This window comes from Aromatoleum petrolei (assembly GCF_017894385.1).
Taxonomy (GTDB): domain Bacteria; phylum Pseudomonadota; class Gammaproteobacteria; order Burkholderiales; family Rhodocyclaceae; genus Aromatoleum; species Aromatoleum petrolei.
Genome location: NZ_CP059560.1, coordinates 1,010,474 through 1,036,389, shown reverse-complemented (window position 1 = coordinate 1,036,389; position 25,916 = coordinate 1,010,474). Strand labels below are relative to the sequence as shown.

Below are 25,916 nucleotides of genomic sequence, written 5' to 3'. Positions count from 1 at the left end.
GGCGCCTTGTGCGCTCAGCGTGGCGGGCCGTCATCGAGATGCAGCGCAAATTCGCTGAACGACGTACCGTCGGCATTCTTGTTCTGGGGTTCGAAATCGACGGAAGGCGGGGCTTCGGCACCTTCCGCGCTGGGCGCGGCGTTGATCTGCGCGTTGTTGATGAGCCACGCGAGGTTGGTCGGTGAATCGGCGTTCGCGAGCGCCTCCTCGAAGCTGATGATGCCGTCGCGGTAGAGCCGGTGCAGGTCCTGCTCGAAGGTCTGCGACCCCGGCGCGAGGCTCTGCTGCATCGCTTCCTTGACCTCGTTCAGCTCGCCGCGCTCCACCAGTTCGGCGACATGGCGCGTGTTCATGAGGATCTCGACTGCCGGAATGCGCATGCCGTCCGGTTTGCGCACGAGGCGCTGGGAGATGATGCACTTGAGCGCGACCGCAAGGTCGAGGTACAGCAGGGAACGGTTCTCCAGCGGGAAGAAGTTCACGATGCGGTTCAACGCGTGGTAGGCGTTGTTGGCGTGCAGCGTGGCGAGACACAGGTGGCCGGTCTGCGAGTAGGACAAGGCGGCCTGCATGGTCTCGCGGTCGCGGATTTCCCCGATCAGGATGCAGTCCGGTGCCTGGCGCATCGCGTTGCGCAAGGCCTCGTGCCAGCTCAGGGTGTCGATACCGACCTCGCGCTGGTTGACGACCGATTTGCGGTGCTTGAACAGGTATTCGATCGGGTCTTCGACCGTGAGGATGTGGCCGGAGCGGTTGCGGTTGCGGTGGTCGATCATCGACGCGAGCGTCGTCGATTTGCCGGAGCCGGTCGCGCCCACGACGAGGATCAGGCCGCGTTTCTCGGTGACCACTTCGGACAGCACGGGCGGCAGGCCCAAGGATTCCAGCGAGGGGATCTCGCCCTGGATGTAGCGCACCACGATGCCGATGCTGTGGCGCTGCCAGAACACGTTAACCCGGAAATTGCCGAAATCGCGCCGCCCGAAGGACAGGTTCAGCTCCTTCTCGCGCTCGAAGGTCTCGATCTGCTCCGGGGTCATCATCTCGTAGATCATCCGCTTGATCATGGAGGGGTCCATGACCTGCTGGTTGATCGGCATCGTGATGCCCTGGATCTTGATGTGGATCGGGGCGCCGGCCGAGATGAAGATGTCCGAAGCGAGCTTTTCCGCCATCAGTTGGAACAGCTTGTCGAAGATCATCCGGAGATTCTCCTAGGCATGGTTGGGCGGACTTCGGTGTCGGGGCGGCCTCGCACGGCCGCCCCGGAAAGCGGGATCAGGGCGATCAGGCGCCGCGCAGCAGTTCGTTGATGCCGGTCTTGGCGCGGGTCTGGGCGTCGACGCGCTTGACGATCACGGCGCAGTACAGGCTGTACTTGCCGTCGGCCGAGGGCAGGCTGCCCGGCACGACGACGGCGCCCGACGGGACGCGGCCGTAGGTGACCTCGCCGGTCTGGCGGTCGTAGATCTTGGTGCTCTGGCCGATGTAGACGCCCATCGACAGCACGGCGTTTTCCTCGATGATCACGCCTTCGACCACTTCCGAGCGGGCACCGACGAAGACGTTGTCCTCGATGATGACGGGGCCGGCCTGCACGGGCTCGAGCACGCCGCCGATGCCGACGCCGCCCGACAGGTGCACGTTCTTGCCGATCTGGGCGCAGGAGCCGACGGTGGCCCAAGTGTCGACCATCGTGCCTTCATCGACGTAGGCGCCGATGTTCACGTAGGACGGCATCAGCACGACGTTCTTGCCGATGAAGCTGCCCTTGCGCGCGACGGCGGGCGGTACGACGCGGAAGCCGCCTTCGCGGAACTGCTCGGGCGTGTAGTCGCCGAACTTGGTCGGAACCTTGTCGAAGAAATTCAGCGCGCCGGCCGACTGCACCTCGTTGTCGCGCAGGCGGAAGGAGATCAGGACGGCCTTCTTGATCCATTGGTTGACGGTCCAGTTGCCGTCGATCTTCTCGGCAACGCGCAGCTTGCCGCTGTCCAGTCCGTCGATGACGGTGGCAACGGCGTCGCGCACGATCGCGGGAGCAGAGGAGGGCGAGAGGCTGGCGCGGTTCTCGAAGGCGTCGTCGATGATTTTTTGCAGGTCTTGCATGGGGGATTTCCGTTTGTATTTCAAAGGGTTTGGCAGAAGGCGGCGATGCGCTCCGCAGCCTCGACACATTCGGCCGTGTCGGCCACGAGGGCGATGCGCACGAACCCGGCGCCCGGATTGACGCCGTTCGATTCCCGGGCGAGGAAGCTGCCCGGCAGAACCGTCACATTATATGCAGCCTGTAGTCGGCGGGCGAACTCGGTGTCGGGGATGGGCGTCTGCGCCCACAGGTAGAATCCGGCGTCGGGTTTCTGCACCTTGAGGTGCCTGGCGATGATGGGCATCGCACGGTCGAATTTGTCGCGGTAAAGGCGGCGATTCTCGACCACGTGCGCCTCGTCGTTCCAGGCGGCGATTGAGGCGGCCTGGATCGGGAGGCTCATGGCGCAGCCGTGGTAGGTACGGTAGCGCAGGAAGCCTTTCAGCACCTTCGCATCACCCGCGACGAAGCCCGAGCGCATGCCCGGCACGTTGGAGCGCTTGGACAGGCTGGAGAACATGACGAGGTTGCGGAAGTCGGTGCGGCCGAGCGCGTGTGCGGCCTGCATCGCGCCGACAGGGGGGGCGACGTCGTCGAAGTAGATCTCCGAATAGCACTCGTCGGCCGCGATCACGAAACCGTAGCGGTCCGACAACTCGAAGAGACGCGCCCACTCCGCCTGCGACAGCATGCGTCCGGTCGGATTGCCCGGCGAGCACACGAACACGAGCTGGATGTCGCGCCACACGGCATCGGGAATGCCGTCGAAATCCGAGCCGAAGCCGTTTTCGGGCAGGTTGTTGAGGAACACCGGTTCGGCTCCGGCGAGCAGGGCCGCGCCTTCGTAGATCTGGTAGAACGGGTTCGGGCTCAGCACCTTGGCGCCGGGGCGGCTGCCGTCGATCACCGCCTGGGCAAAGGCGAACAGCGCCTCGCGCGAGCCGTTGACCGGCAGCACCTGGGTCGCCGGATCGACCCTGGGGAGGCCGAAGCGGCGTTCCAGCCAGCCGGCGATCGCCACGCGCAACGGGTCTCCGCCTATCGTCGCGGGGTAGTTCGCGAGCCCCTGCAGGTTGTCGGTGAGCGCCTGCATGATGAAGGGCGGGGTCGGGTGCTGCGGTTCGCCGATCGACAGGCGGATCAGCTTCAGGTCGGCCGGGGGAACGACGCCGTCCATCAGCGCACGCAGTTTTTCGAAGGGATAGGGCTGGAGGCGGTCGAGGTTCGGATTCACGGCGGACTGTTTCGGCTTGTTTCGGAGGGCATGCGCCTGTGCTTGAACGCAAGGGCATCGAGCGCGCGATGGTATCATGACGCGCTTTCGCCGGCCCCGGCCGGCCCGTTCCCGCCACAACTCCTGTCCCGATTCGATCCGGCTCCGTTCCGAAGTGCGTCTCTCCAAGCTCAAACTCGCCGGCTTCAAGACTTTTGTCGATCCCACCACGGTGCTCACCCCCGGCAATCTCGTCGGTGTGGTGGGTCCGAACGGCTGCGGCAAGTCGAACATCATCGATGCCGTGCGCTGGGTGCTGGGTGAGACGCGCGCGAGCGCGCTGCGCGGCGAGTCGATGCAGGACGTGATCTTCAACGGCTCGACAACGCGCAAACCGGTATCGCGCGCGAGCGTCGAGTTGGTGTTCGACAACGCCGAGGGCCGCGCGGCAGGGCAGTGGTCGCGCTACGCGGAAATCTCCGTCAAGCGCGTGCTCGACCGCAGCGGTGAGTCGACCTACTTCCTCAACAACGTCCAGGTGCGGCGCAAGGACGTCATCGACCTCTTCCTCGGCACCGGCCTCGGTCCGCGCGCGTACGCGATCATCGAGCAGGGCATGATCTCGCGCATCATCGAGGCGCGTCCCGAGGAGGTGCGCGGCTTCCTCGAGGAGGCAGCGGGGGTCACGAAATACCGTGAGCGTCGTCGCGAGACCGAAGGACGTTTGTCGGACGCGCGCGACAACCTCGCCCGCCTTGATGATATTCGCATGGAGCTGGGCGAGCGTATCGGCCACCTGGAAGTGCAGGCGGAAATCGCCGTGCGTTATCGCGACCTGAGCGCCGCGCACACGCAGCGCCAGCAACTGCTGTGGCTGCTCAAACGCAACGAGGCGCGCGCCGAGCAGGCGCGAGTCGAAGGCGAGCTCAACCAGTTGTCGTCGAAGATGGAGGCGGACAGCTCCCGTCTGCAGGAACTCGAGAACGCCGTCGAAGAGGCTCGCGCGGGGCACTTCGACGCGTCGGAAGCCACCCATGCGGCTCAGTCGGACCTCTTTGCCGTGTCGGCGGAGGTGACGCGGCTGGAGGCTGAACTGCGCCACCTCGACGATGCGCGCAAGCGGCTCGAGGCCCGCCTCGCCCAGCTCGCGACCGACGAGGCGCACTGGCAGGAGCGCCAGGCGGGGCTGGGCGCAGAGCGCGAGCGCTGGACCGGACTGATCGACAACGCGGCGATGCGTGCCGAGCAGGCCGAGGCGCGTCACGCCGAGATCGCCGAGCGCCTGCCCGAGGCGGAGGCCGCGCGCCAGGCTGCCGACACGACCGTCGCGGCGGCGCGGCGCGAACTTGCGCAGACCGAGCAGCAGTTGCGCGTCGAGGAGGCCAAGCGCGCGAGCGCCGTGCGGGCGCTCGATGCGCTGAACCAGCGCCGCGGGCGCCTCGCGGGCGAATCGGGCGGCATCGAAGGGCCGGACGAGGCCGTCGTCGCGCAGCAGGAGGCGCGTCTCGAAGCCCTGCGCGAGGAACTGGAACGCCAGCAGGAAGAGCTCGGCGCCGTGCAGATGCGGCAGCCTGAGGCGCAGGCCGCGCTGAAGACCGCACTCGAGCATGAGCGGCAGGTGCAGCGGCGCCTCACCGAACTGCGGGCACGGCGCGATGCGCTGGTGCAGCTGCAGGCCAAGGTGCAGTCGCAGGGGCAGCTCGGCGACTGGTTGAAGCGCCACAAGCTGACCGAGCTGCCGCCGCTGTGGCGAGACCTGAGGGTCGAGCCGGGCTGGGAGATGGCGGTCGAGGCGGTGCTGCGCGAGCGGCTGGCTGCGCTGACCGGTGACGTCACCGAAGCCGCGCGCGCGATGTTCGATGATGCGCCGCCGGGATCCTTCGCGCTGGCCTTCGGCGACGGGGTGGAGCCGGCTGCGGCGGGGGCGCCACTACCCGGAACCTTCGCGCTGATCGACAGGATTTCCTTCGTCGCCGAGGGGCTTCGGCCGATCGTCGCCGACTGGCTGCGCGGCTGCCTGGCGACCGACGCTCTGGACCCCTGGGTCGAGCGGCGCGGAGAACTCGCCGCCGACCAGTGCCTCGTCGGGCCGGGCGGCCAGATCCTCACGCGGCATGCGCTGGTCCATTACGCGCCGGACAGCCGCACCCACGGCGTGATGGAGCGCCAGCGCGAGATCGACGGCCTGGCGGAGCAGCAGTTGGCGCTCGAGACAGAGGCCCATGTTGCCCACGACGCGTTGATTGCGGCAGAGGGTGTCGCCGCCGAGCTGCAGGAACGCGGCAACGCCTTGCGACGCGAGCTGCAGGCCGCGCAGCAGCAGGTGCACTCCGAGCAGGTCGAGCTCCTCAAGCTCACGCAGGCACGGCAGCGCGCCGAGGAGCGCCGTGCGCAGCTTGCGCGCGACCTTGATGACATCGTCCATCTCGAATCGACCGAGCGCGAGCATCTTGCCCGGGCGGAGATGGAGCAGGCACGCGCAGAGGAGTTGGCCGAGTTGCAGCGCGAGCGCCTCGATGGTGCGCTGGAGGTGCTGACCGAGCGCGACAACGTGCTGCGCGAAACACGCTCCCTCGAGCAGGCGCTTGCACGCGAACTGCAGGAGGCGCGCTTCTCCGAGCGCGAGTGCGCGGGCAAGCTCGAGGATATCGCGCGCAACCTGCAACTGGCCGGCGAGCAGCTCGGACGGATCGCGGTGGAGGTCGAGGCGCGCCGGCACGAGCTCGAGGCGACCGACAGCGGCCGCAGCCGCGATGCGCTGCAGGAGGCGCTCGAATTGCGGGCGCGGCGCGAGGCGGCGCTGGCGGCACGCCGCGATGCGCTGGAGATGGCGGCGATGCGGTTGAAGCAGACCGAGGAGCTGCGCCTGCGCACCGAGCAGGAGGCGGCGCCGGCGCGCGGACGGGTGGCCGAACTGCGCCTCGCCGTTCAGGCGGCGGAGCTCGCGGCGGCGCAGTTCGACGAGCGGCTCGTGGAGGCCCAGGCCGACGAGGCGGCGCTGCAGCCGCTGCTCGTGCCGGATCTGCGCGAGGGTTCGCTGGTGCGGGAAGTCGGACGGCTTGCGCGCGAGATCGCGGAGCTGGGTCAGGTGAACCTCGCGGCACTGGACGAGCTGCGCAGCGCGCAGGAGCGCAAGGGTTATCTCGACGTGCAGTTCGATGATCTGATGCAGGCGATCGGTACGCTGGAGGACGCGATCCGGCGCATCGACCGCGAGACGCGCGAACAGCTGCAGGACACCTACAATACCGTGACGCAGCATTTCGGCACGCTGTTCCCGCAGCTCTTCGGCGGTGGGCAGGCGCGGCTGGTGCTGACGGGCGACGAAATCCTCGATGCGGGCATCCAGATCGTCGCCCAGCCGCCCGGGAAGAAAAACAGCTCCATCCACCTGTTGTCGGGTGGCGAGAAGGCGCTGACGGCGATCGCGCTGGTGTTCTCGATGTTCCAGTTGAATCCCGCGCCCTTCTGCATGCTTGACGAGGTGGATGCGCCGCTGGACGATACGAATACCGAGCGTTACTGCCAGATGGTGAAGCGCATGTCATCGCAGACGCAGTTCGTCTTCATCAGCCACAGCAAGATCACGATGGAGATCGCGCAGCAGCTCGTGGGCGTGACGATGCAGGAACAGGGCGTCTCGCGCGTGGTGGAAGTGGATATGGAAGAGGCGCTGCGCCTGGCGGAGCCGGCAGCGGCCTGAAGATGAGCACCGCCGCGGCCCGCAACGGGGACGCGGCGGCAAGGTTTAACTGCGAAGCCCAGGGAATTGCGAGGTTCGGCGCGCGCAGCGGCGGGACCGACAACGGGAAGGAAGATGGATAACGAATTGCAGATCGGGTTGGCGGCGCTGGGGGTGGCTTCGGTCGTCGGAATCGTCGCGTACAACAAGTGGCAGGAACGCAAGCATCGGCGCGAGGCCGAGCAGGCCTTCCGGTCGGATCATCGCGACGTGCTGCTGGAGCCCGGGGGCGGCTCCGCGGACGAGGTTCCTGCCGAGCGCCTGGAGCCCTCGATGGGCGAGGCGGAACCGGAAGCCCGCCGTGCGGCCGCGGCCGTGCGCGATTCCGGTGTGCGCAAGGTGACGCCGGGCGTTCCGGATGCGGTCGATCAGCGCATCGACTGCGTGATCCGCATCGAGGCGATCGAGCCCTTGGAAGCGCCGCGCTTGTGGGCCGCACAGGGCGAGCAGCTGATGGGCATCTCCAAGCCCGTGCGCTGGTTCGCCTTCGATGATGCGGCCAATCTGTGGCGATCGCTCGACGCGCATACGGCGGGAGCCTTCCACTGGTTCTGCGCGGCGATGCAGACGGTCGACCGCAGCGGGCCGATCAGCGAGAACGATTTCCTGCATTTCTCCGGCGGCATGCAGCGCGTGGCCGAACAGTTCCTGGCAGTGCCGGCCGACCTGCCGGCGCGTGGCGAGGCGCTGCGCAATGCAGCCGAGCTGGACAAGTTCTGCGCCAATGTGGATGTGCAGATCGGCATCAACGTGGTGAGCAACGGGCAGCCCTTCGTCGGCACCAAGATCCGGGCGCTGGCGGAGTCGCACGGCATGACGCTGGGTCCGGACGGCTCCTTCCATGCGCGTGACGAGGAGGGCAATACCCTGTACACGCTGAGCAACATGGAGCCGGCACTGTTTGCAGTCGAAGAGATGCGCGACCTTGCCACCAACGGCCTCACGCTGGTGATCGACGTCCCGCGCGTGCCGAACGGCGTGTTCGCGTTCGAGCGCATGATGCGCCAGGCCATGCAGATGGCCGACGCCTTGCAGGGGACCGTGGTGGACGACAATCGTGCCCCGTTCGGTGCCGAGGCGGCGACGCTGATTCGCGGCCAGATCCAGCATTTCCAGGCACAGATGGCGAGCGGGGACGTGCCGGCCGGCGGCCCGCTGGCGCAGCGCCTGTTCTCGGTCTGATGATCGCTTCGGCCCAGACGTTCGAGCGCGCCGCGCAGTTGCGGCGCGAACTCGAAGGCCACAATTACGCGTACTACGTCCTCGACACGCCGACCGTTCCGGACGCGGAATACGATCGCCTGTTCCGCGAACTCGAAGCGCTTGAGCGCGAGTTTCCCGAGCTGGCCACGCCCGATTCGCCGACACAGCGGGTCGGCGGTGCGCCGATGCCCGAACTCGCACCTGTGCGGCATGCGGTGCCGATGCTGTCGATCCGCACCGAAACCGATACCACGAACGGCGGCGTGATCGCCTTCGACACCCGTGTGCGCAACGCGCTGGGACTCGGTCCTGCCGACGCGCCGGTGGAGTACCTCGGCGAACTGAAGTTCGACGGGCTGGCGATCAGCCTGCGCTACGAACAGGGCGTGCTGGTGCGTGCAGCGACGCGCGGCGACGGCGAGACCGGCGAGGACGTGACGCACAACGTGCGCACGATCCGCCAGATTCCCCTGCGCCTGTCGGGCAAGCCGCCCGCGCTGCTGGAGGTGCGCGGCGAGATCTACATGCGCCGCGACGATTTCGAACGGTTGAATGCGCGTCAGGAACAGGCCGGCGACAAGCTGTTCATCAATCCGCGCAATACCGCGGCAGGCGCCGTGCGTCAGCTCGACCCGCGCATCGCCGCGAAGCGCCCCTTGTCCTTCTACGCTTATGGGCTGGGCGAGACGGGCGACTGGCCGCTGCCGCCCACGCAGGCGCAGCTGCTCGATGCCTTCGCGGCGTTCGGCCTGCCAGTGTGCGAGCACCGCGTTGTCGCCGCAGGCGTCGAGGGACTGTGCGGATTCCACGACCGCATCGCGGCCCTGCGTGACAGCCTGCCGTACGACATCGACGGGGTCGTGTACAAGGTCAACCGCTTCGAACTGCAGCGCGAGCTTGGTTTCGTCACGCGCGAGCCGCGCTGGGCGGTGGCGCACAAGTACCCGGCGCAGGAAGAGATCACCGAGCTCCTCGACATCGAGGTGCAGGTCGGCCGCACCGGCGCGCTGACGCCGGTCGCGCGGCTCAAGCCGGTGTTCGTCGGTGGCGTCACGGTGACCAATGCGACCTTGCACAATGAAGGGGAAATCCTGCGCAAGGGCGTGCTGATCGGCGATCACGTCATCGTACGGCGGGCCGGCGACGTTATACCGGAGGTCGTCGGGTCGGTGGTCGAACGGCGTACCGGCAGCGAACGGCCTTTCGTGATGCCGACGCGCTGCCCGGTGTGCGCGTCGCACGTCGAGAAGGCCGAGGACGAGGTGGTGGCACGCTGCACGGGCGGGTTGTTCTGTCCCGCGCAGCGCAAGCAGGCCCTGCTGCATTTCGCCGGGCGGCGCGCGATGGACATCGAGGGGCTGGGCGACAAGCTGGTCGACCAGCTTGTCGAGGCGGGCATCGTCAAGACGCCGGCCGACCTCTACAAGCTGGGCGTGCTGGCATTGGCGAACCTGCAGCGCATGGCCGAGAAGTCGGCGGCCAACCTGCTTGCGGCGATCGAGAAGAGCCGGCACACGACGCTGGCGCGCTTCATCTTCGCGCTCGGCATCCGCAATGTCGGCGAGGCGACGGCGAAGGATCTGGCGCGGCATTTCGGCTCGCTCGACGCGCTGATGGATGCGACGCCGGAGAGCCTGCTGGCGGTGCCCGATGTGGGGCCGGTGGTTGCGCAGAGCATCGTGGGCTTCTTCTCCGAGGCGCACAACCGCGAGGTGATCGAGCAGTTGCGTGCGGCGGGCGTGAAGTGGGAAGAGGGCGAGCCTGCGGCTCCGGTCGCGGGCAGCGCGAGCGGCAAGGTGTTCGTGCTGACCGGCACGCTGCCGACAATGAGCCGCGACGAGGCCAAGGCCCTGATCGAGGCGCACGGCGGCAAGGTCAGCGGCTCGGTGTCGAAGAAGACGGATTACGTGGTCGCGGGAGCGGAAGCCGGATCCAAGCTCGCGAAGGCGGAAGAGCTGGGCGTGGCGATCCTCGACGAGGACGGATTGCGCCACCTGCTGGAACAAGGTTGAAGATATGGCACGGACCAGACGCCGGGCTGAAGCAAAAGACGAAACGAGGGAGAGTCATCCAATGAAAAAGGTCACCAAGGCGGTATTCCCGGTAGCCGGCATGGGCACGCGCTTCCTGCCGGCCACCAAGGCCAGCCCGAAGGAAATGCTGCCGATCGTCGACAAGCCGCTGATCCAGTATGCGGTCGAGGAAGCGGTCTCGGCCGGTATCACCAACATGATCTTCATCACGGGCCGCACGAAGCGTTCCATCGAGGACCACTTCGACAAGGCCTACGAGCTGGAAACGGAGCTCGAGGCGCGCGGCAAGAAGGAGTTGCTGGAGATCGTCAAGAAGACGGTGCCGAAGGGTGTGAACTGCGTGTATATCCGCCAGTCGGAGGCGCTGGGCCTCGGCCATGCGGTGCTGTGCGCGGCGCCGGTGGTCGGTGACGAGGCTTTCGCCGTGATCCTTGCGGACGATCTGCTGGACAACCATGGGGCCGAGCCGATCATGCAGCAGATGGTGGGTGTGTATAACTACCACCGCTGCTCGGTACTGGGCACGATGAACGTGCCGCGCGAGGACACGCGTCAGTACGGTATCGTCAGCACCGACAGCCAGCAGGGCAACGTCCAGCGCGTGACCGGCATCGTCGAGAAGCCGAAGCCCGAGGATGCGCCGACGACCCAGGCGGTGGTCGGGCGTTACATCCTGACCCCGCACATCTTCGATCACCTGCGCTCGATCAAGCCGGGGGCGGGTGGCGAGCTGCAGCTCACGGACGCGATTGCCTCGCTGCTGAAGGAAGAGGCGGTGCTGTCCTATCAGTTCCAGGGCGTGCGCTACGACTGCGGCTCGAAGCTGGGCTACCTGAAGGCGACCGTCGAATTGGGCTTGCGCCATCCGGAGATCGGTGCGGATTTCGCGAGCTACCTGGCCGAGCGCAAGTAAGCGCGGATGAGGGAGCGCGGGGGGCGGGTTTTCCATGCTCCCTGAAACGAAAAAGGCGCTGCCGCGGTAGCGCCTTTTTCGTTGCCCCCGGCACCCGCCGGGGCGGGGAGGATTACATCGACTCGGCCTTGGCGGCGCGCTTGCGCTCGTTTTCGCTGAGGTAGCGCTTGCGCAGACGGATCGACTTCGGCGTGATCTCGACGAGCTCGTCGTCGGCGATGAACTCGATCGCGGATTCCAGCGTGAGCTGAATCGCCGGGACGAGGCGCACGGCTTCGTCGGTCCCCGAGGCGCGCACGTTGGTGAGCTGCTTGCCCTTGATCGGGTTGACGACGAGGTCGTTGTCGCGAGAGTGGATGCCGATGATCATGCCTTCGTACACCGGGTCGTTGTGCGTGACGAACATACGGCCGCGGTCCTGCAGCTTCCACAGCGCGTAGGCGACGGCCTGGCCATCGTCCTGCGAGATCAGCACGCCGTTGCGGCGTTCGCCCATCGCGCCGGCCATCGGGCCGTAGTCGTCGAACACGTGGCTGGCGAGGCCGGTGCCGCGCGTCAGGGTCAGGAATTCGCCCTGGAAACCGATCAGGCCGCGGGCGGGGATGCGGTATTCGAGACGGGTGCGGCCCTTGCCGTCGGACTGCATGTCCTGCAGTTCGCCGCGGCGGCGGCCGAGCTCTTCCATGACGCCGCCCTGGTGCTCTTCCTCGACGTCGACGGTGAGCATTTCGTACGGCTCGCACTTCACGCCGTCGATGTCGCGGAACACCACGCGCGGACGGCCGACTGCGAGTTCGAAGCCTTCGCGGCGCATGTTTTCAAGCAGGATGGTGAGGTGCAGCTCGCCGCGGCCGGAGACCAGGAACACGTCGGAGTCGTTGGTGTATTCGACGCGCAGCGCGACGTTCTTCAGCAGTTCCTTTTCTAGACGTTCGCGGATCTGGCGGCTGGTGACGAACTTGCCTTCGCGGCCGGCGAGCGGTGACGAGTTGACCATGAAGTTCATGGTCAGGGTCGGCTCGTCGACGGCGATCGGCTTGAGACCCTCGAGGTTGTCCGGGTGGCAGATCGTGACGCCGATGTTGACCTGGTCGATGCCCGAGATGAGCACGATATCGCCTGCCTCGGCGTAGTCGGCCTGGCTGCGTTCGAGGCCCTTGAAGGTGAGGATCTGACCGATCTTTGCCTTGCCGCGGTTTTCGTCGCCGTACATCACGACGACTTCCTGGTTCGGACGGACGCTGCCGCGCTTGATGCGGCCGATGCCGAGCTGGCCGATGTAGGTCGAGTAGTCGAGCGAGCAGACCTGCAGTTGCAGCGGGCCGTTGGCGTCGACTTCGGGCTGCGGCACGTGTTCGAGGATCGCTTCGTACAGCGGCTTCATGTCGGTGCCCGGCTGGCTGGCGTCGAGCATCGCGTAGCCGTTCAGCGCGGAGGCGTAGACGACCGGGAAATCGAGCTGCTCTTCGGTGGCGCCGAGCTTGTCGAACAGATCGAAGGTGTGGTTGATGACCCAGTCCGGACGGCTGCCCGGGCGGTCGATCTTGTTGATCACGACAATGGGCTTGAGGCCCAGGGCGAGTGCCTTACGGGTGACGAAGCGGGTCTGGGGCATCGGGCCTTCGACCGCATCGACCAGCAGCAGCACGCCGTCGACCATGGACAGGACGCGTTCGACTTCGCCGCCGAAGTCGGCGTGTCCCGGGGTGTCGATGATGTTGATGTGGGTATCGCCGTACTGGACTGCACAGTTCTTGGCGAGGATGGTGATGCCGCGCTCCTTCTCCAGGTCGTTGGAGTCCATCACGCGTTCGGAGACCTGCTGGTTCTCGCGGAAGGTGCCGGATTGGCGCAGGAGCTGGTCGACGAGCGTGGTCTTGCCGTGGTCGACGTGGGCGATGATGGCGATGTTGCGGATGGAGCGGGACATGGGGGGCCGGAAGTCTTTGAAAAGTTTTTAATTTTAGCACGCGGTGCGGCATCGCAGCATGGGTCGTCGCGCGATCGGGGAGCGTGCAGGCGGCCGTACGGATGTCGTCCGGGTAGCGGGTGTGCCGTCAATGCCGCGCGGGCCGGGGGGCGCTGCGGCCGCGTGCTAGAATCGGCGCCGTTTTTCAAGGAGACAGGCTTCATGCTCGCGATCATCGGCGGGACCGGACTCACCCAGCTTTCCACCCTCGAAATCACCCGGCGCGAGGTGGCGCGCACGCCTTACGGTGAGCCGTCCGGTGCGCTGACCTTCGGCAAGCTGGCGGAAAAGCCGGTGGTGTTTCTGGCGCGTCACGGTTACGGCCACACGATCCCGCCGCACCAGGTGAACTACCGTGCGAATATCTGGGCGCTGAAGCAGGCGAAGGTGTCGGCGATCGTGTCGGTCGCGTCGGTGGGCGGCATCCGCCCGGAGTTCGGGCCGGCTGCGATGGTGGTGCCGAACCAGATCATTGATTACACGTGGGGTCGCAAGAGCACATTCTTCGAGGGCGGCGAGTCGGCGGTGCATCACATCGACTTCACGCATCCCTACGACGAGCCGCTGCGCCAGCGCATTCTCGCGGCGGCCGCGGCAATGGGCGAGGCGATGTACGACGGCGGCGTGTATGCGGCGACGCAGGGGCCGCGCCTCGAGACGGCGGCGGAGATCAATCGCATGGAGCGCGACGGGGCGGATCTCGTAGGCATGACCGGCATGCCGGAGGCGGCGCTGGCGCGCGAGTTGAACCTGCCTTACGCGGCGATCAACGTGGTCGCCAACTTCGCCGCCGGCCGCGGTGCGAGCGAGACCGGGATCCAGTTCAGCAGCATCGAGGTGGTGCTGCAGGAGGCGATGGTGCGGGTGCGCCGCGTCCTCGAGGAGGTCTGCCGCGCCTCCTGAGTGCGGCTTGCGGCCGGAGCGCGTTCGTCCTCACCAGTAGAAGGCGAATTCCCGCTGCCCCTTGGCGGGGAGCTTGGCGTCGCGCAGTTGCTGCTTGCCTGCGTTGGTGACCGCGACGCGGTAATCGCCGGCGGGCAGGCGGGCAAACACGAACGGCCCCTGGGCGATGAGTTCGAGCACCTTGCGCCCGTCGCGTCGGGTCACGACGACTTCGGTGTCGGACAGGTAGGAACCGCCTTTTTCCGCGAAGACAAGCTTGAGGTTGTAGTCGGCGGCCGTGAAAAACAGTTGTTCGCGTTCGTCGAGGCTCACTCCGCCGGTGAGGTAGGGCACGCCCTCGAATTCGCCCTGTTGCAGGGCGGAATCCTGCGCGAGCGCAGCCGTCGCCGGCAGGGTGGCGGCAAGAGCCAGGAGTGCGGCGGCGATGATCGATCCTCGGTTCATCCTTATCACCTCCATTGTTTGCAGGGGCCGGCCGCGCGGGCGGACGGCTTCATGCACTAGTGACGCGCGAAGGTGCCGATGAGTTCGGCCTGGGCGATGACGTGGCCGTGCATTTCTGTTTCAAGTTGTGCCTTCGTCGGGTGTCCCAGGTCGGGAAGGACGGTATCCAGTGCATACAGCTTGTGGAAGTAGCGGTGGCGGCCGATCGGCGGGCAGGGGCCGCCGTAGCCTGTGCGCTTCCAGTCGTTGAGGCCTTCGAGGGTACCGGGCGGCAGCGTCGTCGTCGCGACGGCCTCGGGCAGGCCTTCTGCGGTCGCGGGGATGTTGTACAGGACCCAGTGTACCCAGGTCATCTTGGGCGCGGCGGGATCGGGGGCGTCGGGGTCGTCGACGATCAGCACGAGGCTCCGCGTGCCCGGCGGGAGGTCGCGCCACGCGAGCGGGGGCGATACGTTGCGGCCGTCGCAGGTATAGGTTGCGGGCATCGCGTTGCCGTGTGCGAAAGCGCTGGATGCCAGTTCAAGGCTCATGTCGGCGATCTCCTGTCGCATGCCGGTGTCAGCGCGGCGCGGGGGCGGCGGCGTCCAATCGGCGGTCTACGGTTTCGGCCAGCTCTTGCAGCGCAGGGGAGACGGTGACCGGCGGGGCCGCGGCGGGACCGATCTGGCGCAGGCGGGGCGGCAGCGCAGCAAGACTGGCGGTGGTACGGGCGCGCACCGCGGCAAGCGGCGGCGAGGGCGCAAGGCGCTGGCCGCCACGCATTACGGGGACGAGCAGGGGTTCGCCGTCCGCGGCATCGTCCGATGTCGTGAGCAGGTCGCCGCAGATGCAGCCGTCGGCGTCGCGGTGGCGGTAAACCTGCTTGCGGCCGGGCCACGTCGCCTTGCCTTCGGAGCGCTTGCGGCGCGGCTGGCCGTCGTATTCCTGCAGTTTGTACGCGCAGTCGAGCCAGGGCTGGTCCGCCGAGGTGTTCATGCGCGTGCCGACGCCGAAGCCGTCGATCGGCGCACCGCTGGCGAGCAGATCGTGCACGGCGAATTCGTCGAGATTGCCGCTGACGAAGATGCGCACCCCGGGCAGGCCTTCGCCGTCGAGGATCGCACGCACGCGCCGGGCGTGCTCGGCGAGGTCGCCGCTGTCGATGCGCACGGCCTGGATTGCGATGCCGTCGGGGGCGAGACGGGTGGCTAGATCGGCGAGCTTGCGCGCGGCCGATTCGGTGTCGTAGGTGTCGATGAGCATCGTGTTCGCCTTCGGCTGCGAGCGGGCGAAATGCTCGAAGGCGCCGAGTTCGTCGTCGTGGGCCTGGATGAAGGAGTGGGCCATCGTGCCGTACAGCGGAATGCCCCATTTCATGCCGGCGGCGACCGTCGCGGTGCCGTCGAAGCCGGCGAGGTGGCTGGCGCGCGCGGAGAGCAGGCCGGCTTCGGCGCCGTGGGCGCGGCGCAGGCCGAAGTCGACGAGCAGCCGGCCTTGCGCGGCGAGGGTGCAGCGCGCGGCCTTGGAGGCGACCATGGTCTGGAACTGCAGCAGGTTGATGATGCGCGTCTCGACGAGTTGGGCCTGCGGCAGGGGGGCGGTGACGCGCAGGATGGGTTCGTCGGCGAAGAACACCGTGCCTTCGGGCATCGCCTCGACGTCGCCGGTGAAGCGCAGGTTCGCGAGCCAGTCGATGAAGCGGCGGTGGAAGCGCCCGCAGGCGGCGAGCCACGCGAGTTCCTCGTCGGTGAAGCGCAGGGTCTCGAGGTAGTCGAGCACCTGCTCCAGACCGGCCGCGACGAGGAAGTTGCGGTGCTCGGGCAGCCGCCGCACGAAGAACTCGAACGAGGCCGTCCTGGTCATGCCGCCGTCGAAATAGGCCTGCAGCATGGTGAGCTGGTAGAGGTCGGTGAGCAGCGCGGACGCGGACGGGTTCATGCGGGATTCCCGATGTTGACGGACGCGATCGGGTGCGCGCCGAGCCGCGCCATTTCGTCGATGGCGCGCAGGCCGTCGCCGGGCGTGACGTCGACGGCGCGGATCGCGTCGGTGAGCAGGATCACTTCGTAGCCGTTCGCGAGGCCGTCGCGCACGGTGTTGAAGACGCAGTAGTCGGTGGCGAGGCCGCCGACGAGCAGGCGACGCACGCGGGCGGCCTGGAGGCGGTCGTGCAGATCGGTGCCGCCGAAGCCCGAGTAGGCGTCGACGTCGGCCGTGACGGCTTTGGATACGACGGTGGCGGATTCCGGAAGGGCAAGCGCAGGCGCGAAGGCCGCGCCGGGCGTGGCGGCGATGCAGTGCGGCGGCCACGGACCGCCGCGGGCCTGGAATGAGCAGTGATCCGGCGGATGCCAGTCGCGCGTGGCGATGACGGGCAGTCGGAGCTGCGTGCAGCGTGCGATCAGGGCGTTGAGCGGCGCGACCACTTCATCGCCCCGAGGCACGGCGAGGCTGCCCCCGGGGAGAAAGTCGTTCTGCACGTCGACGATGACCAGCGCGTCGCCGGGCTGCAGGGTGATCGGTGCGGCGGGGCGTCCCATCGTGCGTCTCCGGTCTTTCGATCATCAACCCGGCGTCCATCCACCCTCGTTCGCCCTGAGCGTGTCCAAGGGTAGTCGCAGGGTTTCGACGGGCTCGGCCCGAACGGTCGGTCATGGTCGGGCCGATTCCTTCTTGCCTTGTTACTTTAGACCTCCATCGGGCTCCTGCGTCCTTGCGCTCTTGCCATTGCCCTTCGCGCCACGCTTGCCGGAGCCGAATTCCTTGCGCAGGGCGATGAGCTCGGTGATGCGGGCCTCGATGCGCTGGTTCACGCTGCCTTCGGGGTAGGCGCCCTTGGCGTCGGCTTCGCCGGCCGAGATGCCGGTGAGGAGGGTGATCGCCTCGTCGACGGTGGATACGGGATGGACGTGGAAGCGTCCTTCGGCGGCGGCCTGCACGACGTCGTCGCGCAGCATCAGGTGTTTCACGTTGGATGCGGGAATCAGGACGCCCTGCTCGCCGGTGAGTCCGCGTGCCTGGCAGATATCGAAGAAGCCCTCGATCTTTTCGTTCACGCCGCCGATCGCCTGCACCTTGCCGTGCTGGTTGATGGAGCCGGTGATCGCGAGCGACTGGCGGATCGGTACGCCCGACAATGCAGAGAGCAATGCGCACAGTTCGGCGAGCGAGGCGCTGTCGCCTTCGACCGGGCCGTAGGACTGTTCGAACACGAGGCTGGCCGACAGCGACAGCGGGCGGTTCTGCGCGTAGCGCGACGCGAGACAGGCCGACAGGATCATCACGCCCTTGGTGTGGATGGCTCGGCCGAGCTCGGCCTTGCGCTCGATGTCGACGACGTCGCCGTCGCCGAGGCGGGCAGTCGCGGTGATGCGGGTGGGGCGGCCGAACATGAAGTCGCCAAGATCGATGACGGCGAGGCCGTTGATCTGGCCCACTTCGGCGCCGGTGGTGGAGATCAGCAAGGTGTTGCGCAGGACCGCGTCGTGCACCGCGTCGCGAAGGCGGTCGGCGCGTTCGATGCGGGCCGCCAGGGCGGACTCGATGTCGCGGCGCTGCATGGCGGGTCGGCCCGCCGCGCGCGCCACGTGGTCGGATTCGCGCAGCAGGTCGGCGAGCTCGCGTGTGCGCGTGCTGAGCTTGCCGGCGTCTTCGGCGAGGCGCGATGCGTATTCGACGAGGCGGCCGGCGGCGTCGCGGTCGAGCGGCAGCAGGCCCTGCTGGCGGGCGAGCGACGCCGCCTTGCGCAAGTAGTGGCGGGTGTTGTCGGGCGTGCGTTCGACGACGTCCTCGAAGTCGGCCCCGATCTTGAAGAGCTCGTCGAACTCCGGATCCAGGGCCTTGAGCAGGTAGTAGTGGCGGCGCAGGCCGACGAGGACGACCTTGACGGAGAGCGGGATCGGGTCGGGTTCGAGCGGCAGCGAGCCGACCCAGCCGAAGACCTGGGCGAGCGATTCGATGCGTACCTGGCCCGACTTCAGGGAACGCTTGAGGCCTTCCCAGGCGTAGGCCTGCGTCAGCACTTTTTCGGCGTCGAGGATCAGGTAGCCGCCGTTGGCGCGATGCAGCGCGCCGGCACGGATCAGCGTGAAGTTGGTGACCAGGGTGCCCATGTGGGCGATCTGGTCGACGCGGCCGACGAGGTTGGGGAAGGTCGGGTGGTCCTCGAACACGATGGGTGCGGTCTTGCGTCCGTCCTGGTCGACGAGCAGGTTGACCTGGTAGCGCTGCGCCGAGATGCCGCCTTCGCTCGGGCCGGACGAATCGCTCTTGCTCGCCTGGTCGCGCAGTTCCTGGCCGACCTCGACGACGTCGCGCAGCACCTTGTCGAGGAAGGTCTGGATTGCGGGCAGGTCGGAATGGCGTTCCTTCAGTTCCTCGACGAGGTGGCCGACCGCGAGCTCCAGCGTCTCGCGGCTCGCCTCGCGAATGCGCCCCTGCATTTCGCGCCGCTGTCGCGGGAACTGCTGCAGCAGTTTGTGCAGCTTTTCTCGCAGGCCTTCGATGAGCTTGCCGATGCGTTCGCGCTCTTCCTCGGGCAGCGCGTTGAAGGCTTCGGGGTCCAGGCTCTCTTCGCCCTTCATCGGCACGAATGCGAAGCCCTGAGGGGTGCGCAGGAAGGCGATGCCCTTGTCGCTCGCCTCGTCACCGAGCGCGCGCAGGGCGCTTTCCTCGCGCTGCTTGAATTCGTCCTGGATCGATTCGATGCGCGCGCGGTATTCGTCGCTGTCGAAGCCGGCGGCGATGGCCTGGCCGAGTTCGGAGACGAATTGTTGCATGTCGTCGCGGAACTGGGTGCCGCGTCCGGGCGGCAGCTGCAGCGCGTGGGGATAGTTTGGTTCGGCGAAGTTGTTGATGTAGATCCAGTCGCCGGGCGAGGGCCGTGTGGCCGCGTGGGCTTCCAGCAGGCGGCGCACGGCGGCGTGGCGCCCGCCGCCGGGTTCGCCGAGGACGAAGAGGTTGTAGCCGGGAGCGTCAATTTCCAGCGCCAGGCGTACGGCGTCTACGGCGCGCTCCTGACCGAAGATCTCGTCGGGTTCGGGCAGGCTCTCGGTGGTGTCGAAGTCGAGGAGATCGGGGGTGCAGCGAGTGCACAGTCGTTGTGGCTCGAGCGGAGGGATGGCGGGCATCGCGATGGTTCTCCTGCATCCTGATATTCGTTCCGGATTCCCGGTGTTTCGCCTGTAATTAAACTGGATGGGGCGATAGTTTGCGAGCTATTTGTTCATGAGTTGCAGAGACCATGCCAATCGCGTGGGAATGGCCTGGAACGAAATGCCGGTGGCCGGGTCCACAAGCCGAGGATAGCCATGCGCTTCGGACATGGAGGATCGTGGAATGGGCAAGCGTTCCGTGCAGCTCGACGAACTGATCAGCCAGGAATACCGCCATGGCTTCTACACGCCGCTGGACGTCGACGCCGTGCCGCGCGGCCTGTCCGAGGACGTGATCCGCCTGATCTCGGCGAAGAAGCAGGAGCCGGCCTTCATGCTCGAGTGGCGGCTGAAGGCGTTCCGCCACTGGCTCACGATGTCGGAACCGCACTGGGCGACGGTGCATCATCCGCCGATCGACTACCAGGACATCGTCTATTACTCGGCGCCGCGCGGAAAGGGCGACGGTCCGAAGAGCCTCGCCGAAGTCGATCCGGAACTGTTGCGCACCTACGAGAAGCTCGGCGTGCCGCTGCAGGAACGGGAGCTCCTCGCCGGCGTCGCGGTGGATGCGGTGTTCGACAGCGTGTCGGTCGCGACGACCTTCAAGGAGAAGCTTGCGTCGCTCGGCATCGTGTTCTGCTCGTTTTCGGAGGCCGTGCGCGATCATCCGGACCTCGTGCAGGAATATCTCGGTTCGGTCGTGCCCTACACGGACAACTATTTCGCGACGCTCAATTCGGCGGTGTTCTCCGACGGGTCGTTCTGCTACATCCCGCCGGGGGTGCGCTGTCCGATGGAGTTGTCGACCTATTTCCGCATCAACGCGAAGAACACCGGGCAGTTCGAGCGCACGCTGATCATCGCCGACCGCGGCGCCTACGTGAGCTACCTCGAAGGCTGCACGGCGCCGATGCGCGACGAGAACCAGCTGCATGCGGCGGTCGTCGAGCTGATCGCGCGCGAAGGCGCGCAGATCAAGTATTCGACGGTTCAGAACTGGTACCCGGGCGACAAGGACGGCAAGGGCGGCATCTACAACTTCGTGACCAAGCGTGGCGACTGCCGTGAGGCCAATTCGAAGATCTCGTGGACTCAGGTGGAAACCGGCTCGGCGATCACGTGGAAGTATCCGAGCGTGATCCTGCGCGGCGACAACTCGGTGGGCGAGTTCCACTCCGTGGCACTGACGAACCACTGGCAGCAGGCCGACACCGGCACGAAGATGATCCATCTGGGGCGCAACACGCGGAGCACGATCCTCTCGAAAGGCATCTCGGCGGGGCATGGCAGCAATGCCTACCGGGGGCTGGTGAAGGTCGCGAAGAGTGCGGCCGGTGCGCGCAACTACACGCAGTGCGACTCGCTGCTGCTCGGTGACCGCTGCGCGGCGCACACCTTCCCCTACATTGAGGTGAAGAACCCGACTGCGCGCGTCGAGCACGAGGCCTCGACCTCGCGGATCGGCGAGGACCAGCTCTTCTATTGCCAGAGCCGCGGCATTTCGGCCGAGGACGCGGTGTCGCTGATCGTGTCCGGCTTCTGCAAGGAGGTGTTCAAGCAGTTGCCGATGGAGTTCGCGGTCGAGGCGCAGAAGCTGATGGGCGTGAGCCTGGAGGGAAGCATAGGGTAAGGAGAGCACCATGCTCGAGATCCGCAACCTGCACGTGACGGTCGATGACAAACCCATCCTGCGTGGCCTCGATCTGGATGTGCGCGCAGGCGAGGTGCACGCGATCATGGGGCCGAACGGCTCGGGCAAGAGCACGCTTGCGCACGTGCTGGCGGGGCGCGAAGGCTATGTGGTGACGCAGGGGGAGATCCGCTACATGGGGCGCGACCTGCTCGCGCTGGCGCCGGAGGAGCGGGCGCGCGAAGGCATCTTCCTCGCGTTCCAGTATCCGGTGGAGATTCCCGGGGTCGCGAACATCTACCTGCTGAAGGCGGCGCTGAACGCGATGCGCCGGCACCGGGGCGAGGCCGAGCTCGATGCGGTCGACTTCCTCGCGCTGGTGAAGGGCAAGCTCAAGCTCATGGAAATGGATGAGACCCTGCTGTATCGCGCGGTGAACGAGGGGTTCTCCGGTGGTGAGAAGAAGCGCAACGAGATCCTGCAGATGGCGGTGCTGGAGCCGCGGCTGGCGATCCTCGACGAGACCGATTCGGGCCTCGACATCGATGCGCTGAAGGTGGTCTCGAACGGCGTGAACGCGATGCGCAGCCCGGAGCGCGCGATGATCCTCGTGACGCACTACCAGCGCCTGCTCGACCACATCCGGCCCGACCGCGTGCATGTGCTCGCGCAGGGGCGGATCGCGCTGTCGGGCGGGCCGGAGCTGGCACAGGAGCTGGAGCGGCGCGGTTATGCCTGGGTCGAAACCGAGGCGCGCGGGAAGCAGGCCGGCGCGGCGGGAGCGCAGCGATGAGAGTCGCACCCGCTGAACCCTGCGTGCCGGGATTCGTGTCGGCGTATCCGGCCCTCGCACCGCGGCTTCCCGGGGTGGCGCTCCCATGGTTGTGCCGGTGCCGTGACGAGGCGATGGAACGCTTCGCCGCGCTCGGCCTGCCGACCACGCGCGACGAGGACTGGAAATACACCAGCGTCGCGGCGATCGCGCGGCGGGCGTTCGGGGTGGCGACGGCGGTCGACCTCTCGGACGACGTCCGTGCGATGGTGTCGCGCCATGCGATGGCGGGAACGCACCGGATGGTGTTCGTCGATGGACATTTCGTGCCGGGATTGTCGCAAGCGATGCCCTTGCCGGCTGGCGCGTGGGTTGGCAGTTTGGCGCAGGCGCTCGATACGCGGGCGGAGGATGCGGAAGCCTTCTTCGCTGCTGCCGACGAGGCGACGGACGGTTTCGCGGCTTTGAACGCCGCGTTCTGGAGCGACGGCGCGTGGATGGACCTGGCCGCGGGCGTCGCGCTCGAAGCGCCGGTGCATCTGCTGTTCGTCACGACGCGCAGCGATCTCGCGGTCTTCCCGCGCAACCTGATCCGGGCGGGAGCAGGCGCCAGCGCGACGGTGATCGAACACCACGTCGGCCCGGATGGCGTCGCCTACCTCGGCGACACGGTGACGCGCGTCGTGCTCGGGCGCGGTGCGCGCGTCGCGCACACGAAACTGCAGCAGGAGGGCAGGAAGGCGTTCCACATTGCGGAGGTCGCTGCCGAGCAGGGGCAGGACAGCGCTTTCGTGTCGCACGCCTTCGCCTTCGGCAGCCAGCTCGCGCGTGCCGCGATCGCGACGCGGCTCGGTGCGGAAGGCTGCGAGGCGCGCCTATCGGGCCTCTACGTGGGAAGCGGGCGCCAGCACATCGACCACCACACCTGCATCGACCACGTCAGCCCGCGCGGCACCAGCCGCGAGCTGTACAAGGGCGTGCTCGACGAGGCGGCGCGGGCGGTGTTCAACGGTCGCGTGATCGTACGGCCGGATGCGCAGCGCAGCGACGCGTTGCAGTCGAATCGCAACCTGCTGTTGTCGGAGGACGCCGAGGTCGATACCAAGCCGCAGCTCGAGATCTGGGCGGACGACGTGAAATGCGCGCACGGCGCGACGGTCGGTCAGCTCGACGCGGATCAGCTGCACTACCTGCGCGCGCGCGGCATCGGCGAAGGCGATGCGCGGGCGCTGCTGATCCGGGCCTTTGCGGCGGACGCGCTCGCGGGCATCGAGCACGGCCCGCTGCGGATGCGGCTCGAATCGCTGCTGCCGGGTGCGCTGCCCGAGGTGGCGTGAGGAGGATGATGATGCGCGACGACCCGAAGGAGCGCGCGGCGCTGGGCAGGACGGCGAATGCGATCGCTGCGGCGAATGCGATCGCTCCGGCGGACGCCATCGCGCGCCGGCGGGCGGATTTTCCCATCCTCGCGCGGACGGTGAACGACCGTCCGCTGGTGTATCTCGACAACGGTGCGACGAGCCAGAAGCCGCAGTGCGTGATCGACTCCGAGACCCATTACTACGCGCATCTCAACGCCAACGTGCATCGCGGTGTGCATCGCCTGAGCCAGGAGGCGACCGATGCCTACGAGGCCGCACGCGACACCGCGCGGAATTTCCTCAACGCCGCGCAGCGCGAGGAGATCGTGTTCGTGCGCGGCACGACCGAGGCGATCAATCTCGTTGCCAACAGCTTCGGGGCGCGTTTCCGCGCCGGGGACGAGATCCTCATCACCGGCATGGAGCACCACTCCAACATCGTGCCGTGGCAGCTCGCGTGCGAGCGCAGCGGGGCGGTGCTGAAGGTGGCGCCCGTGGACGACAGCGGCGAACTCGACGGGGCAGCCTTCGAGTCGCTGCTGTCGCCGCGTACCCGCATCGTCGGGCTGACGCATGTGTCGAACGCGCTTGGCACGATCAATCCGGTGCGCGAGCTGATCGCGCTGGCGCATTCGTGCGGCGTGCCGGTGCTGCTCGACGGCGCGCAGGCGGTGCCGCATCTGGCGATCGACGTGCAGGCGCTGGATTGCGATTTCTACGCCTTCTCGGGTCACAAGCTGTACGGGCCGACCGGCACCGGCGTGCTGTATGGGCGGCGCGCCTTGCTGGAGGCGATGCCGCCGTGGCAGGGCGGCGGCGACATGATCCGCCAGGTGAGTTTCGCGCGCACGACCTACAACGACCTGCCGTACAAGTTCGAGGCGGGCACGCCCAACATCGCCGGGGCAATCGCGCTGGCGGAGGCGATGCGCTATGTGCAGGGCGTCGGCTTCGATGCGATCGCGGCCCACGAAGGTGCGCTGCTGCGCGATGCGACGGAGCGCGCGCGAGCGTTTCCGGGGCTGCGGCTGATCGGCACGGCACGCGAGAAGGCGGCGATCCTGTCCTTCGTGCTCGCGGACGTGCATGCGCACGACGTCGGCTCCATCCTCGACCACGAGGGCGTGGCGGTGCGCACCGGGCACCACTGCGCGATGCCGCTGATGGAGCGCTTTGGCGTCGCGGCGACGGTGCGGGCCTCCTTTGCCCTGTACAACACGCACGAGGATGTCGCGGCGCTGTTCGCGGCGCTGGAGAAGGTGCGGGAGGTGTTCGGCGATGCCTGAACTGCGCGACCTGTATCAGGAACTGATCATCGACCACGGCCGGCGGCCGCGCAATTACGGTGCGCTCGCCGATGCCAACCACAGGGCCGAGGGCTTCAACCCGCTGTGCGGCGACCGCATCACGCTGTTCGTGAAGACGCGCGAGGGGGTGATCGAGGACGTGCGCTTCGAGGGCACCGGCTGCGCGATCTCGACCGCTTCGGCGTCGCTGATGAGCGAGGCGTTGAAGGGCAGGACCGAGGCTGAGGCGCGGGCACTGTTCGACGGTTTCCATGCGCTGGTGACCGGCGAGGGCGCCGCGCAGGAGACGCCGCTCGGGAAGCTGGAAGTGCTCGCCGGCGTGGCGGAATTCCCGGCACGCGTGAAGTGCGCGACGCTCGCGTGGCACACGCTGCTGGCGGCCTTGAAAGACCAGTCCGCTCCGGTTTCCACGGAGCAGGATGACCCGGAGCGCGCGGATGCGGCCGGGACGGGGCGGGCGTCCGATGGATAAGCGGGAAAAGAAGGGAAAGAGCAGGAAGATGGGCATCTTCGATTGGCTGCATCGCGCCGAGAAGCTGAAGGCCGAAGAGCAACAGGCGCCGCCGGAGGCGGGTCTGCGGGCCGAGGTCATCGCGGCGCTGCGCACCGTTTATGACCCGGAGATTCCGGTCAACATCTACGATCTGGGCCTGATCTACGGACTCGATGTCGACGAGGAGTCGGGCAAGGTCGCCGTACGCATGACCCTGACGGCCCCCGGCTGCCCGGTCGCGGAGACTTTCCCGGGTACCGTGCAGTGCGTGGTCGAGGCAGCACCCGGCGTCAGCGAGGCGAGTGTCGAGCTGGTGTGGGATCCGCCGTGGTCGGCCGATCAGATGAGCGAAGCCGCGCGGCTGGAACTGGGGCTGCTGTGATGGCGGACTGGGTCGATGTCGCGAAGCTCGACGAATTCGGCGACGGAACGGTGCGCGTCGTGGCGCTGGACGACGGGCGCGAGGTGGCCGTGTTCAACGTGGGTGGGCGTTTCCATGCGATCGAGGACCGCTGCAGCCACGAGGAGGAGACCTTGTCCTGGGGTGTCGTCGAGGGCGACGAGGTGATCTGCCCGCGCCACGGCGCGCGCTTCTCGCTGGTGACGGGCGCGGCGCTCACGCCGCCGGCGTGCGAGCCCGTTGCGACCTTTGCGGTGCGTGTGGAAGGCGGCGTCGTGCAGGTCGACGCGGCGTCCGCGCGTTGATGGG

The 25,916-nt window shown here is 67.4% G+C and carries 21 protein-coding genes; 12 read left to right on the top strand and 9 right to left on the bottom strand.

The window, feature by feature from the left end; genetic code table 11:
* Window positions 1-14: 14 nt before the first annotated feature.
* From ToN1_RS04635 to dapC, 3 genes are all read right to left on the bottom strand, one after another.
* The gene (locus ToN1_RS04635) at window positions 15-1,202 is read right to left on the bottom strand and encodes a PilT/PilU family type 4a pilus ATPase (protein ID WP_169206679.1); all 1,188 of its coding nucleotides are present in this window, start codon (window positions 1,200-1,202) and stop codon (window positions 15-17) included.
* An 85-nt stretch (window positions 1,203-1,287) separates the two neighbouring features.
* On the bottom strand, window positions 1,288-2,109 hold the full coding sequence (gene dapD, locus ToN1_RS04630) for a 2,3,4,5-tetrahydropyridine-2,6-dicarboxylate N-succinyltransferase (RefSeq protein WP_169206678.1): 822 nt from the start codon (window positions 2,107-2,109) through the stop codon (window positions 1,288-1,290).
* Window positions 2,110-2,129: 20 nt separating this feature from the next.
* Window positions 2,130-3,323: a succinyldiaminopimelate transaminase gene (gene dapC, locus ToN1_RS04625; RefSeq protein ID WP_169206677.1), complete on the bottom strand. Its 1,194-nt coding sequence runs from the start codon at window positions 3,321-3,323 to the stop codon at window positions 2,130-2,132.
* Between the two features lie 154 nt (window positions 3,324-3,477).
* Between dapC and smc the strand changes: the two genes are divergently transcribed.
* The 4 genes from smc (at window position 3,478) to galU (ending at window position 11,193) form a co-directional block, all read left to right on the top strand.
* Window positions 3,478-7,005 (top strand): chromosome segregation protein SMC, encoded by a 3,528-nt coding sequence (smc, locus tag ToN1_RS04620; protein ID WP_169206730.1) that lies wholly within the window; start codon window positions 3,478-3,480, stop codon window positions 7,003-7,005.
* A gap of 114 nt (window positions 7,006-7,119) precedes the next feature.
* On the top strand, window positions 7,120-8,226 hold the full coding sequence (locus ToN1_RS04615) for a cell division protein ZipA (RefSeq protein WP_169206676.1): 1,107 nt from the start codon (window positions 7,120-7,122) through the stop codon (window positions 8,224-8,226).
* Entirely contained in the window at window positions 8,226-10,259 is a 2,034-nt protein-coding gene (gene ligA, locus ToN1_RS04610; protein WP_169206675.1) for an NAD-dependent DNA ligase LigA, read from the top strand. Before ToN1_RS04615 ends, ligA begins: the two co-directional genes overlap by 1 nt.
* Before the next feature lie 61 nt (window positions 10,260-10,320).
* A complete protein-coding gene (galU, locus tag ToN1_RS04605) occupies window positions 10,321-11,193 on the top strand; it encodes a UTP--glucose-1-phosphate uridylyltransferase GalU (protein WP_169206674.1) in 873 nt (290 codons plus the stop codon).
* A 112-nt stretch (window positions 11,194-11,305) separates the two neighbouring features.
* Here the strand turns inward: galU and typA are convergent, their stop codons facing one another.
* A complete protein-coding gene (gene typA / locus ToN1_RS04600) occupies window positions 11,306-13,123 on the bottom strand; it encodes a translational GTPase TypA (protein WP_169206673.1) in 1,818 nt (605 codons plus the stop codon).
* 201 nt (window positions 13,124-13,324) lie between these two features.
* On the opposite strand from typA, the gene ToN1_RS04595 reads away from it, so the two are divergent.
* A complete protein-coding gene (locus tag ToN1_RS04595; protein WP_169206672.1) occupies window positions 13,325-14,065 on the top strand; it encodes an S-methyl-5'-thioinosine phosphorylase in 741 nt (246 codons plus the stop codon).
* A gap of 30 nt (window positions 14,066-14,095) precedes the next feature.
* Here ToN1_RS04595 and ToN1_RS04590 read toward each other — a convergent pair whose 3' ends face one another.
* From ToN1_RS04590 to ToN1_RS04570, 5 genes are all read right to left on the bottom strand, one after another.
* The gene (locus ToN1_RS04590) at window positions 14,096-14,509 is read right to left on the bottom strand and encodes a carboxypeptidase regulatory-like domain-containing protein (RefSeq protein ID WP_169206671.1); all 414 of its coding nucleotides are present in this window, start codon (window positions 14,507-14,509) and stop codon (window positions 14,096-14,098) included.
* A gap of 56 nt (window positions 14,510-14,565) precedes the next feature.
* The gene (locus tag ToN1_RS04585) at window positions 14,566-15,039 is read right to left on the bottom strand and encodes a YbhB/YbcL family Raf kinase inhibitor-like protein (RefSeq protein WP_169206670.1); all 474 of its coding nucleotides are present in this window, start codon (window positions 15,037-15,039) and stop codon (window positions 14,566-14,568) included.
* Between the two features lie 28 nt (window positions 15,040-15,067).
* Complete coding sequence (locus ToN1_RS04580; RefSeq protein ID WP_169206669.1) at window positions 15,068-16,426, bottom strand: nicotinate phosphoribosyltransferase; 1,359 nt, start codon at window positions 16,424-16,426, stop codon at window positions 15,068-15,070.
* A complete protein-coding gene (locus ToN1_RS04575; protein ID WP_169206668.1) occupies window positions 16,423-17,028 on the bottom strand; it encodes an isochorismatase family protein in 606 nt (201 codons plus the stop codon). The genes ToN1_RS04580 and ToN1_RS04575 overlap by 4 nt, the downstream gene beginning before the upstream one ends.
* Window positions 17,029-17,169: 141 nt before the next feature.
* The gene (locus tag ToN1_RS04570; protein WP_169206667.1) at window positions 17,170-19,617 is read right to left on the bottom strand and encodes a Lon protease family protein; all 2,448 of its coding nucleotides are present in this window, start codon (window positions 19,615-19,617) and stop codon (window positions 17,170-17,172) included.
* Window positions 19,618-19,825: 208 nt separating this feature from the next.
* On the opposite strand from ToN1_RS04570, the gene sufB reads away from it, so the two are divergent.
* From sufB to ToN1_RS04535, 7 genes are read left to right on the top strand one after another with little or no spacing between them, the layout of a single operon-like run.
* Window positions 19,826-21,274, top strand: coding sequence for a Fe-S cluster assembly protein SufB (sufB, locus tag ToN1_RS04565; protein WP_169206666.1), 1,449 nt, complete (start codon window positions 19,826-19,828; stop codon window positions 21,272-21,274).
* Window positions 21,275-21,284: 10 nt separating this feature from the next.
* Entirely contained in the window at window positions 21,285-22,067 is a 783-nt protein-coding gene (sufC, locus tag ToN1_RS04560) for a Fe-S cluster assembly ATPase SufC (protein ID WP_169206665.1), read from the top strand.
* On the top strand, window positions 22,064-23,383 hold the full coding sequence (gene sufD, locus ToN1_RS04555; protein WP_169206664.1) for a Fe-S cluster assembly protein SufD: 1,320 nt from the start codon (window positions 22,064-22,066) through the stop codon (window positions 23,381-23,383). Before sufC ends, sufD begins: the two co-directional genes overlap by 4 nt.
* An 11-nt stretch (window positions 23,384-23,394) precedes the next feature.
* Complete coding sequence (locus tag ToN1_RS04550) at window positions 23,395-24,693, top strand: cysteine desulfurase (RefSeq protein WP_211162137.1); 1,299 nt, start codon at window positions 23,395-23,397, stop codon at window positions 24,691-24,693.
* Window positions 24,686-25,186 carry a Fe-S cluster assembly sulfur transfer protein SufU gene (gene sufU / locus ToN1_RS04545; RefSeq protein ID WP_169206663.1) on the top strand — a complete coding sequence of 167 codons (501 nt, stop codon included), beginning with the start codon at window positions 24,686-24,688 and terminating at the stop codon, window positions 25,184-25,186. The genes ToN1_RS04550 and sufU overlap by 8 nt, the downstream gene beginning before the upstream one ends.
* Window positions 25,179-25,589 carry an SUF system Fe-S cluster assembly protein gene (locus ToN1_RS04540; RefSeq protein WP_244860963.1) on the top strand — a complete coding sequence of 137 codons (411 nt, stop codon included), beginning with the start codon at window positions 25,179-25,181 and terminating at the stop codon, window positions 25,587-25,589. Before sufU ends, ToN1_RS04540 begins: the two co-directional genes overlap by 8 nt.
* On the top strand, window positions 25,589-25,912 hold the full coding sequence (locus ToN1_RS04535; RefSeq protein ID WP_169206662.1) for a non-heme iron oxygenase ferredoxin subunit: 324 nt from the start codon (window positions 25,589-25,591) through the stop codon (window positions 25,910-25,912). The genes ToN1_RS04540 and ToN1_RS04535 overlap by 1 nt, the downstream gene beginning before the upstream one ends.
* Window positions 25,913-25,916 lie beyond the last annotated feature (4 nt).